17 protein-coding genes are annotated in these 15,620 nt (G+C 66.9%); 13 read left to right on the plus strand and 4 right to left on the minus strand.

Annotation, left to right across the window (positions count from 1 at the left end):
- Window positions 1-48: 48 nt before the first annotated feature.
- The gene (locus B2G71_RS07975; protein ID WP_098105208.1) at window positions 49-1,413 is read left to right on the plus strand and encodes a M20/M25/M40 family metallo-hydrolase; all 1,365 of its coding nucleotides are present in this window, start codon (window positions 49-51) and stop codon (window positions 1,411-1,413) included.
- 1 nt (window position 1,414) lies between these two features.
- Here the strand turns inward: B2G71_RS07975 and B2G71_RS07980 are convergent, their stop codons facing one another.
- Both B2G71_RS07980 and B2G71_RS07985 read right to left on the minus strand, forming a co-directional pair.
- Window positions 1,415-2,281 (minus strand): CoA ester lyase, encoded by an 867-nt coding sequence (locus B2G71_RS07980; protein WP_098105209.1) that lies wholly within the window; start codon window positions 2,279-2,281, stop codon window positions 1,415-1,417.
- 10 nt (window positions 2,282-2,291) lie between these two features.
- The gene (locus tag B2G71_RS07985; protein WP_098105210.1) at window positions 2,292-3,551 is read right to left on the minus strand and encodes an MFS transporter; all 1,260 of its coding nucleotides are present in this window, start codon (window positions 3,549-3,551) and stop codon (window positions 2,292-2,294) included.
- Window positions 3,552-3,852: 301 nt separating this feature from the next.
- Here B2G71_RS07985 and B2G71_RS07990 point away from each other — a divergent pair, with 301 nt between their 5' ends.
- From B2G71_RS07990 to B2G71_RS08010, 5 genes are all read left to right on the plus strand, one after another.
- On the plus strand, window positions 3,853-4,083 hold the full coding sequence (locus tag B2G71_RS07990; protein ID WP_098105211.1) for a lipoyl domain-containing protein: 231 nt from the start codon (window positions 3,853-3,855) through the stop codon (window positions 4,081-4,083).
- 55 nt (window positions 4,084-4,138) lie between these two features.
- Window positions 4,139-4,681 (plus strand): peroxiredoxin, encoded by a 543-nt coding sequence (locus B2G71_RS07995; protein ID WP_098105212.1) that lies wholly within the window; start codon window positions 4,139-4,141, stop codon window positions 4,679-4,681.
- A gap of 111 nt (window positions 4,682-4,792) precedes the next feature.
- A complete protein-coding gene (prfB, locus tag B2G71_RS08000) occupies window positions 4,793-5,920 on the plus strand; it encodes a peptide chain release factor 2 (RefSeq protein WP_098105213.1) in 1,128 nt (375 codons plus the stop codon).
- A 124-nt stretch (window positions 5,921-6,044) separates the two neighbouring features.
- The gene (locus B2G71_RS08005) at window positions 6,045-6,755 is read left to right on the plus strand and encodes a class I SAM-dependent methyltransferase (RefSeq protein ID WP_240530061.1); all 711 of its coding nucleotides are present in this window, start codon (window positions 6,045-6,047) and stop codon (window positions 6,753-6,755) included.
- Window positions 6,756-6,785: 30 nt separating this feature from the next.
- Window positions 6,786-8,192 carry a nitronate monooxygenase gene (locus tag B2G71_RS08010; protein ID WP_098105215.1) on the plus strand — a complete coding sequence of 469 codons (1,407 nt, stop codon included), beginning with the start codon at window positions 6,786-6,788 and terminating at the stop codon, window positions 8,190-8,192.
- A gap of 31 nt (window positions 8,193-8,223) precedes the next feature.
- Here the strand turns inward: B2G71_RS08010 and B2G71_RS08015 are convergent, their stop codons facing one another.
- The gene (locus tag B2G71_RS08015) at window positions 8,224-9,540 is read right to left on the minus strand and encodes an ammonium transporter (RefSeq protein WP_240530052.1); all 1,317 of its coding nucleotides are present in this window, start codon (window positions 9,538-9,540) and stop codon (window positions 8,224-8,226) included.
- A 171-nt stretch (window positions 9,541-9,711) separates the two neighbouring features.
- On the opposite strand from B2G71_RS08015, the gene B2G71_RS08020 reads away from it, so the two are divergent.
- Window positions 9,712-10,179, plus strand: a complete 468-nt coding sequence (locus B2G71_RS08020) for an SH3 domain-containing protein (RefSeq protein ID WP_098105299.1) — start codon at window positions 9,712-9,714, stop codon at window positions 10,177-10,179.
- 107 nt (window positions 10,180-10,286) lie between these two features.
- On the opposite strand, the gene B2G71_RS08025 is transcribed toward B2G71_RS08020, so the two are convergent.
- On the minus strand, window positions 10,287-11,480 hold the full coding sequence (locus tag B2G71_RS08025) for an acetyl-CoA C-acyltransferase (RefSeq protein WP_098105216.1): 1,194 nt from the start codon (window positions 11,478-11,480) through the stop codon (window positions 10,287-10,289).
- A gap of 239 nt (window positions 11,481-11,719) precedes the next feature.
- Here B2G71_RS08025 and B2G71_RS08030 point away from each other — a divergent pair, with 239 nt between their 5' ends.
- The 6 genes from B2G71_RS08030 (at window position 11,720) to B2G71_RS08055 (ending at window position 15,618) form a co-directional block, all read left to right on the plus strand.
- Window positions 11,720-12,094, plus strand: coding sequence for an NADH-quinone oxidoreductase subunit A (locus B2G71_RS08030; protein ID WP_098105217.1), 375 nt, complete (start codon window positions 11,720-11,722; stop codon window positions 12,092-12,094).
- On the plus strand, window positions 12,091-12,648 hold the full coding sequence (locus B2G71_RS08035) for an NADH-quinone oxidoreductase subunit B (protein ID WP_098105218.1): 558 nt from the start codon (window positions 12,091-12,093) through the stop codon (window positions 12,646-12,648). The genes B2G71_RS08030 and B2G71_RS08035 overlap by 4 nt, the downstream gene beginning before the upstream one ends.
- 2 nt (window positions 12,649-12,650) lie before the next feature.
- The gene (locus B2G71_RS08040) at window positions 12,651-13,472 is read left to right on the plus strand and encodes an NADH-quinone oxidoreductase subunit C (RefSeq protein WP_098105219.1); all 822 of its coding nucleotides are present in this window, start codon (window positions 12,651-12,653) and stop codon (window positions 13,470-13,472) included.
- A gap of 2 nt (window positions 13,473-13,474) precedes the next feature.
- Complete coding sequence (locus B2G71_RS08045; protein ID WP_206049350.1) at window positions 13,475-14,680, plus strand: NADH-quinone oxidoreductase subunit D; 1,206 nt, start codon at window positions 13,475-13,477, stop codon at window positions 14,678-14,680.
- A gap of 79 nt (window positions 14,681-14,759) precedes the next feature.
- Window positions 14,760-14,957, plus strand: a complete 198-nt coding sequence (locus B2G71_RS08050) for a hypothetical protein (RefSeq protein ID WP_098105221.1) — start codon at window positions 14,760-14,762, stop codon at window positions 14,955-14,957.
- A complete protein-coding gene (locus B2G71_RS08055; protein ID WP_098105222.1) occupies window positions 14,950-15,618 on the plus strand; it encodes an NAD(P)H-dependent oxidoreductase subunit E in 669 nt (222 codons plus the stop codon). Before B2G71_RS08050 ends, B2G71_RS08055 begins: the two co-directional genes overlap by 8 nt.
- Window positions 15,619-15,620: the final 2 nt, after the last annotated feature.

Raw genomic sequence — 15,620 nt, forward strand, 5'->3', positions numbered from 1 at the left:
CGGGCGGCCGCATTGGCAAGGTTTGCCGGCTGCGATAGGCAAAGCGGCATGAACCACAAGATCCTTGCCGCCGCGCTCGGCGCGGCCGTCTTCGCCTCCCCGGTTTGCGCCACGCCGCAGCAAGGCTCGGGCGTCGCCTGGGACATCGTCGAGGGCCTGACCACCGAGATCGGACCGCGACCCGCCGGCTCCCCCGCCGAGGCGAGGGCGCGGGAATGGAGCAAGGCCAAGCTCGAGGAACTCGGCTTCCGCAACGTCGCCATCGAGACGTTTCGCACCGACGCCTGGACGCGCGGCGAAGAGACCGCGCGGCTCACCTCGCCTTACGTACAACCGCTCGCGATCACCGCGCTGGGCAACAGCGTGCCCACGCCCGAGGGCGGATTGAAGGCCGAACTCGTCTACTTCCCGACGCTCGACGCGCTCAAGGCCGCGCCCGAGGGCTCGCTCGAGGGCAAGGTCGCTTTCGTCGATCACGCCATGCGTCCCACGCAGGACGGTAGCGGCTACGGCCCCTACGGCGACGTGCGCCGCTCGGGCCCCTCGATTGCCTCGAAAAAGGGCGCCGCCGCCATCATCATTCGCTCGGCGGGCACCGATAGCCACCGCAACCCGCACACCGGCGTGACCAAGTTCGCCGAGGGCGTCAGCGCGATTCCCTCGGGCGCGGTGTCCAATCCGGATGCCGACTTGATCGCGCGCGTCGCCGCGCGCGGCAAGCCGATCGCGATCGAGCTCACGCTTACCGGCAAGCCCTTTCCCGACGCGCCCTCGGGCAACGTGATCGGCGAGTTGCCGGGCCGAGACCCGTCGCTGCCGATGATCCTGCTCGGCTGCCACCTCGATTCCTGGGATCTGGGCACGGGCGCGATCGACGATGCCTCGGGCTGCGCGATCATCACCGCCGCCGCGCTCCAGGCCCAGCGCGACGGCAAGCTGCTGCGCACGGTGCGGGTTCTGTGGGCGGGCAACGAGGAAATGGGCCCGCCCATTGGCGGAGCCCAGGATTACGCCAGGCGGCATGCCGCAGAAGCGCATGCCCTGGCGATGGAGAGCGACTTCGGCGCCGACCGGATCTGGGCGCTGCGCCTGAGCCTCGACGAGGCGAACGCGGCGCTGGGCGACAAGATCAAGGCGGCGCTGTGGCCGTTGGGCGTCGTCTACCACCCCGGCCCGGCGCACGGCGGCGCGGACATCTCCGCGATCATCAGGGACCAGAAGCTCGCGGTGATCGATCTCGGGCAGGACGGCACGCACTATTTCGACCTGCACCACACGCCCGACGACACGCTCGACAAGGTCGATCCGGATGCCTTGCAGCAGAACGTCGACGTCTGGGCCGCGACGCTCAAGGTCATCGCCAACGCGCCGGGCGAGATCGCCAGGGTCGAAGGCGAGGGCGGCGGGGAGTAGCCTAGCCCGCCGCGATCCGCTCGGCGACGGCGACGAGCCTCCGGGCCTGTTCGAGATGGAGCAGTTCGGTCATCTTGCCTTCGACCCGGATCGCGCCCTTGCCCTGGTTCTCGGGCTGGTCGAAGGCCTCGATCACCGCGCGCGCCCAGGCGAGATCCGCTTCTGTGGGCGAGAACACCGCGTTGCAAGGATCGATCTGAGCGGGATGGATCAGGCTCTTGCCGTCGAAGCCGAACATCAGCCCTTGCTCGGCCTCGGCGCGGAACACCTCGAGATCGCGGAACTCGTTGCACACGCCGTCGAGAATGGCGATGCCGTGCGCGCGCGCCGCGGCGACCGCCATCGAGAGGAACGGCAGGAAGGGCGTGCGGCAGGGCGTGAGCTGCGCGCGCATCTCCTTGGCCAGATCGTTGGTGCCCATGATCCATAGCGACAGGCGGCCACCCTGTGCGCAGGTGGCGATCTCGTCGAGATGGAACACCGCCGCGCAGGTCTCGATCATGGCCCATAGCTGCATCGCGCGCGGCGCGGCCTGGAGCGCGACTTCGTAGCGGGCGATGTCCGTCGCCGAATTGACCTTGGGGACGAGCACCGCGTCGGCCTTCGATCGCGCGATCGCGGCAAGGTCGGCCGCGCCCCACTCGGTATCGAGGCCGTTCGCGCGGATCGCGACTTCGCGCGCGCCGAATCCCTCGGCAACCGCGGCGACCGCGGCACCGCGCGCCTCGGCCTTCATTTCGGGGGCGACTGCGTCCTCGAGGTCGAGGACGACGACGTCGCAGGGCAGGGTGCGTGCCTTGGCGATGGCCTTGGCGTTCGAGGCGGGCAGGTAAAGCGCGCTGCGGCGGGGGCGTTCGGCGATATCCATGCCGCGCGTGCTAACCGCTCTTGGCCCGCGAGCCTAGTGCCTGCGTGGCGGGGCGGGGTCTTCGCTCGCGATCGGTCATATAGAAGCATGCGGCGCCCACGATCGTGAGCGCGGCCGCGAGCAGCAGGAACGGCGTGAAGCGATCGGTCATGCCGAGCGTGAGGCTCAGCACGATCGAACCGGCAGCCATCGCCAGTCCCATCGACGCGATGAGAAAGCTGTAGATGAAGCTGAATTGACCCACGTCGAACAGGCGCGAGGTAAGGAAGGCGCCGATGTCGCCCTCAGCGCCTTGCGCTAGGCCGACCAGAAGCACCGCGCCCGCGAGCAGCCAGCCGGTCTCGATCGGCGAGGCGAGCAAGACGAACCCGATCGCGGGCAAGCCAAGCGCCACCGCCGCCACCTTTTGCGGCGCGATCTTGTCGAGCGCGACGCCGCTGATGAATCGCCCGATGATGACGCCGACGGCGTAGAGCGAGACGATCCAGGTCGCGAGGCGGCCCGGCGCGCCGCTTTCGAGCAGGACGAGCTTGAGCTGCGAGGAGACGATCACTTGCGGGAAGTTGCAGAAGAACATGCCCGCGATCATCAGAACGAACGCGGGGTGGCGCAGCAGTCCCGCAAACTCGCTGCGGGTGATCCGCGCACCGCCCGGGCGATCCGTCGCGGCGGCTGCTTCCACCCGCCCGCCTATGAGCGAGACGGCGGCGATACCGCCCGCCGCCGATATCGCCGCGAGCACACGGTAGCCTGTCCGCCATCCCTCCTCGTCGATCACCTCGCCGATCAGCGGCACGACCACCGCGCCTGCCAGCGGCGCGCCGCTCATGACCATCGAGAGCGCAAGCCCGCGCGCGAGATTGAAGCGCTCGACGATCACGCGGGTGAAGACCAGCGTCGTCGTCAGCACACCGAAGACGTGCTGAAACATCGTGATCGCGAAGAACTCGCCAATGCGTCCGTCCATCATCGAGAACAGGAGGAACGAGATCGGTACGGCCGTAAAGCCGACGCAGGCGGCGACGCGCGCCCCGAACCGGTCGGTGAAGCGACCGGCGACGGGAATGAACAGCATCGTCGCCAGGCCCAGCGTGCCGATCAGCGCGAAGCGCGACTTATCCCACCCGAACTCGGCGATGAGCGGCGGGGCGAAGAGGTTGGTCATGTAGTGGTTGAGCGCGGAGCCGAGGGCCAGCCCCAGCGTCGCGCCCAGCAGATTGGGCCAGTGCGCGGTGAACTCCCTGAAATAGCCGAGGTTCCTCGACGCCATGGCACTCTGTCTCCCCGGTTCGGCGCCGCCGCTCCCGCGGTGATTTTTCGGCCCGGACCGGGCATCACCGTTTCTTCTTGCCGATTGCTGCCGTCCGGCGCGGATGGTCGCAAGATTTCGCGCGTCCGCATGGCCATGCAGGGGCTCCGCGCATTCATCGCCACGGTGAATTGCGCGCATCGCGCTTCCCGCCGGCGCACCTCGTCCCTTGCAAGTCGGAATTGTTGCGCTAGGCGTAGTTCTGAGAGGACCGGGCGCGCGTGCCCGCATCGGTCCGCGCATCACAAGGACGAGAGAAACAATGGCTGTTGAAATCCTGCTCCCCAAGATCGGCTTCTCGATGCAGGAGGGGCAGATCGCCGAGTGGCTCGCTAAGGACGGTGATCAGGTGAGCGAAGGCCAGCCGCTGTTCTCGCTCGAGGCCGACAAGTCGACCAACGAGGTCGAGGCGCCCGCGTCCGGCACGCTGAAGATCACCGCCAAGACCGGCGAGACCTACGAAGTCGGCACCGTCCTGGGCTATATCGAATAGACGCAAGGCGCCGATCGGCTGGACATTGCGCCGGGACCGGGCCACAACACGGGCCATGTCCAAACTCGCACGTCTTGCCGCCGTTCTCGCCGCGATCGCCTTGCCGGTCGCCGCGCACGCCAGTCTGCCGGTGGGCGCCACGGCTCCCGGCATCGTCGCCAAGGGCGCGAAGGGCGGCAAGGACATCGACTTCGACTTGCGCTCGGCGCTGCGGCGCGGACCGGTGGTGCTCTATTTCTACCCCAAGGCGTTCACCCAGGGCTGCACGCTGGAGGCGCACGCCTTCGCCGAGGCAACGGACGAGTTCGCCAGGTATGGCGCCACCGTGGTCGGCCTTTCGGCGGACGATCTGCCGACGCTGCGCAAGTTCTCGACCGAGGAATGCCGCGACAAGTTCGCGGTGGCCGTCGCCAGTCCGGCAACGATCAAGGCCTACGACGTCGCGCTCGAGCGCAAGGGCGTTCCGGCGGGCATGACCGACCGCACCAGCTACGTCATCGCGCCCGACGGCAAGATCGCCTTCGTGCATTCCGAGCTTGATTACCGCGATCACGTCAAGCTCACGCTCGAGGCGGTGAAGAAACTCGCCGCCAAGTAGGCGCGCGCGTTCGCGCCGGATCGGTTTCCGGCCCGGCGCATTGCCGGGGGCTTTCCCTGACCCCACATTGCCGCTAATCCCGCCCGTCTTTGCGACAGGAGTACATCAGTCATGCGTGCCGAAGGGCAGGCTCATATCGAGCGCATCGAAGCCGCGCTGGCGCTGGTGCGCAAGTTCCTCGACTGGGAGCGTGCGCTGCGCCGTCTCGACGAGCTGAACGCGCGCGTCGAGGACCCCACGCTCTGGGACAATCCCAAGGAAGCCGAGGCGGTGATGAAGGAGCGCCGCCGGCTCGAGACGTCGATCGGCACGGTGAACGAGATCTCGCAGGAAATGGCCGACGCGGTCGAATTCGTCGAGCTTGGCGAGGCCGAAGGCGACGACGACACCGTCAACGAGGGGCTGGCGACGCTGGCCGCGCTGGCCGAGCGGGCCGACAACGACAAGGTCCAGGCGCTGCTCGCGGGCGAGGCCGACGGCAACGACACCTACCTTGAAATCCATGCGGGCGCGGGCGGTACCGAAAGCCAGGACTGGGCCGAGATGCTCCAGCGGATGTACACCCGCTGGGCCGAGCGCAAGGGCTACAAGGTCGAACTGGTCGACTATCACGCGGGCGAGGCGGCCGGGATCAAGAGCGCGACGCTGCTGATCAAGGGCGAAAACGCCTATGGCTACGCCAAGACCGAAAGCGGCGTGCACCGGCTCGTGCGGATCAGCCCCTACGACAGCTCGGCGCGGCGCCACACCAGCTTTTCGAGCGTGTGGGTCTATCCGGTGATCGACGACAGCTTCGAGATCGACATCAACCCCGCCGACCTCAAGATCGACACATACCGCGCCAGCGGCGCGGGCGGGCAGCACGTCAACACCACAGATTCGGCGGTGCGGATCACCCACCAGCCCTCGGGCATCGTCGTTGCGAGCCAGATCGACCGCTCGCAGCACAAGAACCGCGACATCGCGATGAACATGCTCAAGGCGCGTCTGTTCGAGGAAGAGATGCGCAAGCGCGAGGAAGCCGCGAGCGCCGAGCATGCGAGCAAATCGGACATCGGCTGGGGACACCAGATTCGCTCCTACGTCCTGCAGCCCTACCAGCAGGTCAAGGACCTGCGCACCGGGGTCGTCTCCCCAACGCCCAGCGACGTGCTCGACGGCGCGCTCGACCCGTTCATGGCCGCCGCGCTGTCGCAGCGCGTGACCGGCGAACAGGTCGAGGTGGAAGACATAGACTGAGGCCGGACGCACGGCGATGCGAAGGATCGGGATGACAGATGACAGGCCGCTCGCCCGATTTTGCCAATTCGCGAAGCTGCCGTTAAGGGGCCGCATGATTTCCCGCCGCCACATGACACTGGCCATGGTCCTGGTGCTGGGCGGCTGCAATGCCCAGTCCGACGAGGGCGACCGGCTCAAGAGCGCGATGCAGTTTCCGCGCGCCGACCGCCCGGTCTCGCGGCTCGGCGCGACGCGGTTCTCGACCGAGACCGAGCGCGACAGCATGAACGAGGCCAAGGTGGTGATGGACCTCGCCGAACTCGAGCCCGGCATGACCGTGGCCGATATCGGCGCGGGCGAGGGCTACTACACGGTCCGTCTCGCCCAGCGGGTGGGCAAGGACGGCCGCGTCCTCGCCGAGGACATCGATGAGCAGGCGGTGCGCCAACTCGGCTTGCGCGTCGAGCGCGAGCGTCTCGACAACGTCTCGATCAGGCTCGGCGCGCCCGACGATGCCAAGCTGCCCGACCGGAGCTTCGATCGCATCTTTCTGGTCCATATGTATCACGAGGTCGGGGAACCTTATGCCTTCCTGTGGCACATGCGCCCGGCCTTGCGGCCTGGCGGTCGGGTCATCGTCGTCGATGTGGACCGGCCCACGGACAAGCACGGAATTCCCCCGCACCTTCTTTTCTGCGAATTCGTTGCGGTGGGCTTTCGTTTGACCGCATTTGAACGTAAGCCGGAACTGCAAGGCTACTACGCGCAATTCGAAGCCGTGGGTGACAGACCGGCTCCATCCGCGATCAAGCCTTGCCGAGAGTCCGGTGAGACGCGCGACGGGCAGGGGTGATCGCCGCGCCGGAGGAAAGACAAAGGACAAATGAGTTTCAAGGGTCTCAATCCGATAATCTATGGCGGCCGCGAGGTCTGGCCGCTGATCGAAGGCGGCAAGGGCGTCTCGGCGACCAACCACGCCAGCTCGGGCGCGTGGGCGGCGGCGGGCGGCATCGGCACGGTCAGCGCGGTCAATGCCGACAGCTACGATGCCGAGGGCAAGATCGTCCCTCAGGTTTACGAGCAGCTCACGCGCAAGGAACGGCACGAGCAGCTCATCCGCTACGCGATCGACGGCGGCGTCGAGCAGGTGCGCCGCGCGCACGAGATCTCGGGCGGGCAGGGTGCGATCAACATCAACGTCCTGTGGGAGATGGGCGGCGCGCAGGCCGTGCTCGAAGGCATTCTCGAGCGCACGCGCGGCATGGTCACCGGCGTGACCTGCGGTGCGGGCATGCCCTACCGGCTTTCCGAGATCGCCGCGCGCTTCAACGTCAACTATCTGCCGATCGTCAGTTCGGGCCGCGCCTTTCGTGCCTTGTGGAAGCGCGCCTACAACAAGGTCTCCGAGCTGATGGCGGCGGTGGTCTACGAGGACCCCTGGCTGGCGGGCGGGCATAACGGCCTGTCGAACGCCGAAGACCCGACCAAGCCCGAGGACCCCTACCCGCGCGTCAAGGCGCTGCGCGAGACGATGCGCAAGGAAGGCGTGTCCGATACGGTGCCGATCGTGATGGCCGGCGGCGTGTGGTACCTGCGCGACTGGGAGGAGTGGATCGACAATCCCGAACTCGGCGCGATCGCCTTCCAGTTCGGCACGCGCCCGCTGCTCACGCACGAAAGCCCGATTCCCGACACCTGGAAGGAAGCGTTGCGCGATCTCGAGCCGGGTGACGTGCTGCTTCACCGGTTCTCGCCGACCGGCTTCTACTCCTCGGCCGTCAGGAACAGGTTCCTGCGCTCGCTCGAGGCACGCTCGGATCGGCAGATCCCTTATTCGAAGGTCGAGGCCGGCGAGCACACCGTCCGGCTCGACGTGGGCGTTCGCGGCAAGAACTTCTGGGTCGCGGAGAAGGATCTCCAGCGCGCCCGGGGATGGGCCGCCGAGGGCTTCACCGAGGGCCTGCGCACGCCCGACGACACGATCGTCTTCGTCACCCCCGACGAGCGCGACATGATCCGGCAGGATCAGGCGGACTGCATGGGCTGCCTCTCGCATTGCGGATTCTCGTCGTGGAAGGACCATGACGACTACACCACCGGGCGTCTCGCCGATCCGCGCAGCTTCTGCATCCAGAAGACCCTGCAGGACATCGCGCACGGCGGCCCGGTTCAGGACAACCTGATGTTCGCGGGTCATGCGGCTTACAAGTTCAAGCAGGACCCATTCTACTCGAACGGCTTCACGCCGACGGTCAAGCAGCTCGTCGATCGAATCCTGACGGGCGACTAGGCGCGCTGTCTTGCCGCGGCGCGGCGTGCCGTCAGGCGTGCTCGCCGTGGCTCGACAGGTCGAGTCCCCGGGTTTCGGCATCCTCGCCGACGCGCATCTGGACGAGCGTCGAGATCGCGACCGCGACGATCGCCGTGGCCACGGCTGACCAGATCGCGACGATGCCCAGGCCGATCGCCTGCGCGACGAGCTGGGCGATCATGTTCATTCCCGGGTCGTAACCGACGCCGCCCATCGCCTCGGCCTGCAGCGGCGCCAGCAGGATCGTGCCGACGCCCGCGGGCACCGCGAAAGTCGCGAACACATCGAGCGTATCGTCGATGCCGAGCCGGTCTCGGACGAATCGCGCCGCCGCGCGGCTCGCCAGCGAACCGAGGGCGCCGAGCAGGATCGCCCCGCCTGGCGAGACGTAGAGCGCACCCGCGAGGGCCGTGGCGATCCCGGCGACCAGGCCGCGCGCGAAGCCCTGCGCGGTGGGCTTCATGCCGAACAGGCGGTCCGCGAGCAGCCAGGCCAGTCCGCCCCCGCAAGCGGCACCGTGCGCCGCGATCATCGCCGAGGCCGCATCGTCGGTCGCGAACAGCGCCGCGCCGCCGCACAGACCGAGCATCCCCGCCCAGAGCAGCAGGGCGCCGACGAGCGTGAGCGAGGGACTGAAGCCTTCGGCGGCGCCCTCCGCGGTCGTCCTGCGCCCGATCAGGGCGGAGACCACCAGCGCCGAGATTCCGGCGGGGAAAAGCAGTGTCAGGCCCCCGGCGTGATCGATCGTCCCGGTTCCGGCGAAGAGCCAGCCGTCCCCGCGCACCCAGTGCGCCACCGGCGCGAGGACGACGAGGCTCCAGAAGCCCGCCATCGTCACCGCGAAGGCGAAGCGGGCGCGCCCCACCCAGGCACCCGCGAGCAGCGCTGCGGCAATCGTCGCCAGCGTGATCTGGAAGAGTGCGAAGGCCGACTCGGGCACGTCGAGCCCGGCCCGCACGTTACCGAGGCGGATCAGCATCCACGCATTGCCGCTGCCGAGCCAGCCGTTGGTGACGTCTCCGAAGGCGAGCGTGTAGCCGGTCACGATCCAGGCGAGTGACACCGCGGCGGCGATCGCCGCCGTCTGGAGCATGATCGAAAGCACGTTCCTGCCGTCGGCGCGGCCGGCGTGAAACAGCGCGATGCCGGGCAGGGCGGCGACCAGCCCGAAGAGCGCGGCCGCCATGAGCCAGGCGGTGTCCCCGGAGTTGGTGACGATGACACTGCCGTCCTGCGCCCAGGCGGGCGCGGCAACGGCTCCGGCCGCAAGGCAAAGCGGCCATGCGCGGTATCGGCGGGCGGAGCGCGGAAATGCGTAGTCGGCCAAGCGTGTTCCCTCCGGCAATGCGGCTTGCGGCGACCCCGATGGTCACGGCGTGTTCCCTAGCGCGAAGGGATTGAAATCCGGTTGCCGCGCGATTTTCATCCCCAGACAAGCGCGCGCGTGCGCCCTGCGGCCGCTTGCCTGGCTTCGGAGCGCGGCGCTATGATCGCGGCCATGAAAGGCCTCGCGAAGTTCCTGTTCATTCTGGCTGCGATTCTCCCTGCCAGCGCACGGGCGGACGACGAGGACGTGCCGTACTGGGCCTCGATCACGGTCGATAAGGCCTACATGCGCGTCGGGCCTTCCCAGCGCTACAAGATCGACTGGGTTTATGTTCGCAAGCTGCTGCCGATCAAGGTGGTGCGCCGCGAGGGACCCTGGCGGCTGATCGAGGATCCCGACGGGACCAGGGGCTGGATGCGCGATCTTCTGCTGTCGCGCGAACGCACCGCGCTCGTGACCGGAAGCGAGCCGGGCGAAATCCACGCGCGCGCCAGCATGGGTTCGCCCCTGCTGTGGCGGGTCGAGCCGGGCGCCGTCGGCAAGCTGGGCGAATGTTCGAGTGGCTGGTGCGAATTCGAAGTCGCCGGCCACAAGGGCTTCATGCCCGAAAGCCGGCTCTGGGGGCCGGGGGAACCCTGATCCGCGCGAAAGGGGCGCCAGACCGCCGGCCCCGACCGGGTTGGCGAGGCCGAAGCGCGGGCCAGAAAGACGTCCCCGACCCCGCGAAGGGCCGGGGATATGTCAGATCAGGCCAGTTCGACCGCGACCGCGGTGGCTTCACCGCCGCCGATGCACAGCGAGGCGACGCCCTTCTTGAGGCCCTTTTCCTTGAGCGCGGCGAGCAGCGTGACGATGATGCGCGTGCCCGACGCGCCGATCGGGTGACCCAGCGCGGTCGCCCCGCCGTGGATGTTCACCTTGTCGTGCGGAATCCCGAGATCGCGCATCGCGAACATGGCGACGCAGGCGAAGGCCTCGTTGACCTCGAACAGGTCGACCTCGTCCATCGACCAGCCCACCTTGTCGAGCAGCTTGGTGATCGCGCCGACCGGAGCGGTGGTGAACTTGGCGGGCTCCTGCGCATGGGCGGCGACGCCCAGCACCGTCGCGACCGGCTTGAGTCCCTTGGCCTCGGCGACGCTCTTGCGGGTGAGGACCACGGCGGCGGCGCCGTCCGAGATCGAGCTGGAGCTTGCCGCGGTGATCGTGCCGTCCTTCGAGAAGGCGGCGCGCAGCGTCGGAATCTTCTCGGGATTGCCCTTGCCCGGCTGCTCGTCGATCTCGACCACGGTCTCGCCCTTGCGGCTCTTCACCGTGACCGGGACGATCTCGCCGGCGAAGGCCTTCGATTCGATCGCGGCATTGGCGCGGCGCAGCGACTCGATGGCATATTCGTCCTGCGCCTCGCGGGTGAGCTGGTATTCGTCGGCGGTCTTCTGCGCGAACGAGCCCATCGACCCGCCCTCGTAAGCGTCCTCGAGCCCGTCGAGGAACATGTGGTCGTAGGCGGTGTCATGGCCGGCCCGCGCGCCCGCGCGGTGCTTCTTGAGCAGGTACGGGGCATTGGTCATCGACTCCATGCCGCCCGCGATCACGAGATCGAGCGAACCGGCCGCCAGCGCCTCGGCACCCATGATCACCGTCTGCATGCCCGAGCCGCAGACCTTGTTGACCGTCGTCGCCTGGACCGACTTGGGCAAGCCCGCCTTGAGCGCGGCCTGGCGGGCGGGCGCCTGGCCGAGACCGGCGGGAAGCACGCAGCCCATGTAGATGCGTTCGACGTCCTCGCCATCGACTCCGGCGCGCTCGACCGCGGCCTTGACCGCGGTAGCGCCAAGCTCGGTCGCGTCGACGTCGGCAAATACGCCCTGGAGGCCTCCCATCGGCGTGCGCGCGTAAGAAAGAATTACGATCGGATCATTCGCAGAAATCTGAGCCATGGTAAGGATCCTTCCCGATTGGATGCTGGATTAGACGTTTCTAGTCGCATAATGCTGCACTGCGGCGTAAGCAATGAGTCCCTGAGCTTTCCCGGGAAGCCCGATTTTGCCGTTGTGGCACCGACGACCGGCTTGCTTGCCACATAGTGAGGTGCCGCATCGGCGACAAGGCGGGCTTGCACCGCGGCAAAGGCGGGACTAGTGCGCGCAGGCAAGCGACAAACACGCGAGTCAAAAACTTGGTCGATCTGTCACAATACCTTCCGATCCTGATTTTCCTCGGGATCGCGCTTGCGCTCTCGGCGGTCTTCGTCTTCCTGCCGATGGGCGTCTCCTACCTCACGGGTACGCACAACCCCACGGCGGACAAGCTGACCGAGTACGAGTGCGGTTTCCCCGCCTTCGAGGACCCGCGCAGCCAGTTCGACGTGCGCTTTTACCTCGTCGCGATCCTGTTCATCATCTTCGACCTCGAGGCCGCGTTCCTGTTTCCCTGGGCCGTTTCGCTCGATCTCACGGGATGGCCGGGCTGGATCACGATGATGGTCTTCCTCGGTGAACTGGCGATTGGGCTCGCCTACGCATGGAAGAAGGGAGCTCTGGACTGGGAATGACCGACGTCACGCAGACTCGCGCCGCGGGACACGTCACCGAGAATGCGGTGACCGCTCCCGACCAGGCATTTTTCAACGATCTCAATCAGGAAGTCTCGAACAAGGGCTTCCTCGTCACCTCCACCGAGGAGCTGTTCCAGTGGGCTCGCACCGGCTCGCTGTGGTGGATGACCTTCGGCCTCGCCTGCTGCGCGGTCGAGATGATCCACGTCAACATGCCGCGCTACGACATGGAGCGCTTCGGCGCCGCGCCGCGCGCCAGCCCGCGCCAGTCGGACGTGATGATCGTCGCCGGCACGCTGTGCAACAAGATGGCCCCGGCGCTGCGCAAGGTCTACGACCAGATGTCGGACCCGAAGTACGTGATCTCGATGGGCTCGTGCGCCAACGGCGGCGGTTACTATCACTACAGCTATTCGGTGGTGCGCGGCTGTGACCGGATCGTTCCGGTCGACATCTACGTGCCGGGCTGTCCGCCGACCGCCGAGGCGCTGCTCTATGGCGTGATGCAGTTGCAGCGCAAGATCCGCCGCATGGGCACGCTGGAGCGTTGAGCATGCCCGTTCTCCACTCCGCCCCGCGCTGCGCCTCGAACGAAGGCGTGCTCGATACGCTCTCCGTCGCGCTCGGCCCGATGCTCGTCGCCGCCAAGGAAGAGCACGGCGAGATCGTGCTGACCGTGGCGCGCCAGGGCATCGAGGATGCGCTGCGCCTGCTGCGCGACGAGCACCAGTACCAGCAACTGATGGAGATCGCGGGAGTCGACTTTCCGTCGCGGCCCGAGCGCTTCGAAGTCGTCTACATGCTGCTCTCGCTGACGAAGAACCACCGCATCCTCGTCAAGGTCACCGCGTCGGAGGCGACTCCGGTGCCGACGGTGACGACGCTCTGGCCGGTCGCGGGCTGGCTCGAGCGCGAGGTCTTCGACATGTACGGCGTGGTCTTCGCGGGCAATGCGGATCTTCGCCGGATTCTCACCGACTACGGGTTTGAGGGGCATCCGTTCCGCAAGGATTTCCCGCTGACCGGCTATCAGGAACTGCGCTATTCCGAGGAGGACAAGCGCGTCGTCTACGAACCGGTCAAGCTGGCGCAGGATTTCCGCAGCTTCGACTTCATGAGCCCGTGGGAAGGCGCCGACTACGTCCTGCCCGGCGATGAAAAGGCCGAGCCCGCGCCGCCGCCCGTCGACAAGCCCGTGACCACCGAGAAGAAGGGCGACAGCGGCGCCGGCGAACCCGAGGACAGCAAGGCCGCCGAGAAGGTCTCCCCCGCGCCGCCCGCCAAGCAGGATACCGGCGAGGACAAGAAGGACGCACCCAAGGCGACCGACAGCTCGGTTCCCAAGGACGATGACGAGAAGGGAGGCGAAGCGTGAGCATGCAGCTTGAGCAGTCGCCCACGACCGAAGGCGAGGTCGTCGACAACTACACCATCAACTTCGGCCCACAGCACCCGGCGGCGCACGGCGTTCTGCGCATGGTGCTCGAGCTAGACGGCGAGGTGATCGAGCGTGTCGATCCGCACGTCGGCCTGCTCCATCGCGGCACCGAGAAGCTGATCGAGCACAAGACCTACCTTCAGGCGCTGCCCTACTTCGACCGTCTCGACTATTGCTCGCCGCTGTGCATGGAGCACAGCTACGTCCTGGCGATCGAGAAACTGCTGAATCTCGAGGTTCCGCTGCGCGCCCAGTACCTTCGCGTGCTGTTCGCCGAGCTGACCCGCATTTGCAACCACATGCTCAACATCGGCAGCCACGTCATGGACGTCGGCGCGATGACGCCGAACCTGTGGCTGTTCGAGATCCGCGAGGATTGCCTCAACTTCTTCGAGCGCGCTTCGGGCGCGCGGATGCACTCCGCCTGGTTCCGTCCCGGCGGCGTCCACCAGGACGTGCCGCTCAAGCTGCTCGCCGACATGGCCGAATGGCTCGACACGCGCCTGCCGACGCTGTTCGAGGACGCGATGAGCCTCGTCGTCGACAACCGCATCTTCAAGCAGCGCAACGTCGATATCGCCGTGGTCAGCCGCGACGACGCGGTGAAATGGGGCTTTTCGGGCCCGATGATCCGCGGCGCCGGCATCCCCTGGGATATCCGCAAGAGCCAGCCCTACGACGTCTACGACCGCATGGACTTCGAGATTCCGGTCGGCACCAATTCGGACTGCTACGACCGGATGATGGTCCGGGTCGAGGAAGTGCGCCAGTCGGCCAGGATCATGAAACAGTGCCTCGCCGAGATGCCGGATGGTCCGGTCGCCTCGACCGACCGCAAGGTCGTGCCGCCCAAGCGCGCCGAGATGAAAAGCTCGATGGAAGCGCTGATCCACCACTTCAAGCTCTATACCGAGGGTTTTCACGTACCTGAGGGCGAAGTCTACGTTGCGACCGAAAGCCCTAAGGGTGAGTTCGGCGTCTACCTCGTCTCGGACGGCAGCAACAAACCCTACCGGTGCAAGATCCGGCCGACCGCGTTCTCGCACCTTCAGGCGATGGACTTCATGTGCAAGGGGCACATGCTGCCCGATGCGACCGCCATTCTCGGCGCGATCGACGTCGTTTTCGGAGAGTGCGACAGGTAAGGATTCTATCGATGGCCGCCAGCGGGGTGGGACCTGCCGGACTGGTCGAGTTGCAGCGGATTCGGTGGGAGTGCGCGGTATGGTGAAGGTTTTGGACATGACCCGGGTCTGGGCGATGCTCACCGGGATCGCACTGGCAGTCTGGTATCTCGGGGCGGTCTACCTCGAATTCCTGCCGTCGGAGATGCTGCCGATGCTGGTGACGGCGATCGGCGGATTCGAGTTGTTTCTGTTCGGCCAGGACGTCTGGTTGAAGAAGAAGGGAAAGCATGGCTGAGCGCTATCTCGAGCCCGACACTCCCGAACTGCGGGAGCGCTGGGGCAATTTTGCGTGGGAACCGCACTGGGCCGAGAAGGCGAGGGCGGCGATCGCGCGCTATCCCGAGGGGCGCCAGCGCTCCGCGGTGATGGCGCTGCTCGATTTCGCCCAGCGGCAGGTCGGCGAGGCAACGCAGACGCAGGGCTGGCTGCCGATCCCCGTGATCGAATTTGTCGCTGCCGAACTCGACATGCCGGTGTTGCGCGTGCTCGAGGTCGCGACTTTCTATACGATGTACAATCTGGCCCCGGTCGGCCGCTTCCACGTGCAGGTCTGCGGTACCACGCCGTGCATGCTGCGCGGCTCGGACGACATCATGGCCGCGTGCAAAAAGCGTGGGATGAGCAAGGGTCACACCACCGATGACGGGCTGTGGACGCTGACCGAGGTCGAGTGCATGGGCAATTGCGCCTCTGCGCCGATGGTGCAGATCAACGACGACAACTACGAGGACCTGACGCCAGAGCGCCTCGACGCCGTGCTCGACGCGCTGGCGAAGGGCGAGACGCCCAAGGCCGGCACGCAGGACCCCGACCGTCACACGGTCGAGCCGGTCGGCGGCCCGACCACGCTCAAAGAGATGGTCACCGAAAACCACGACTACCGGGGAGAGTGGTAAGC

Origin of the sequence: Novosphingobium sp. PC22D, from assembly GCF_002556635.1 — a bacterium.
Lineage (GTDB): Bacteria > Pseudomonadota > Alphaproteobacteria > Sphingomonadales > Sphingomonadaceae > Novosphingobium.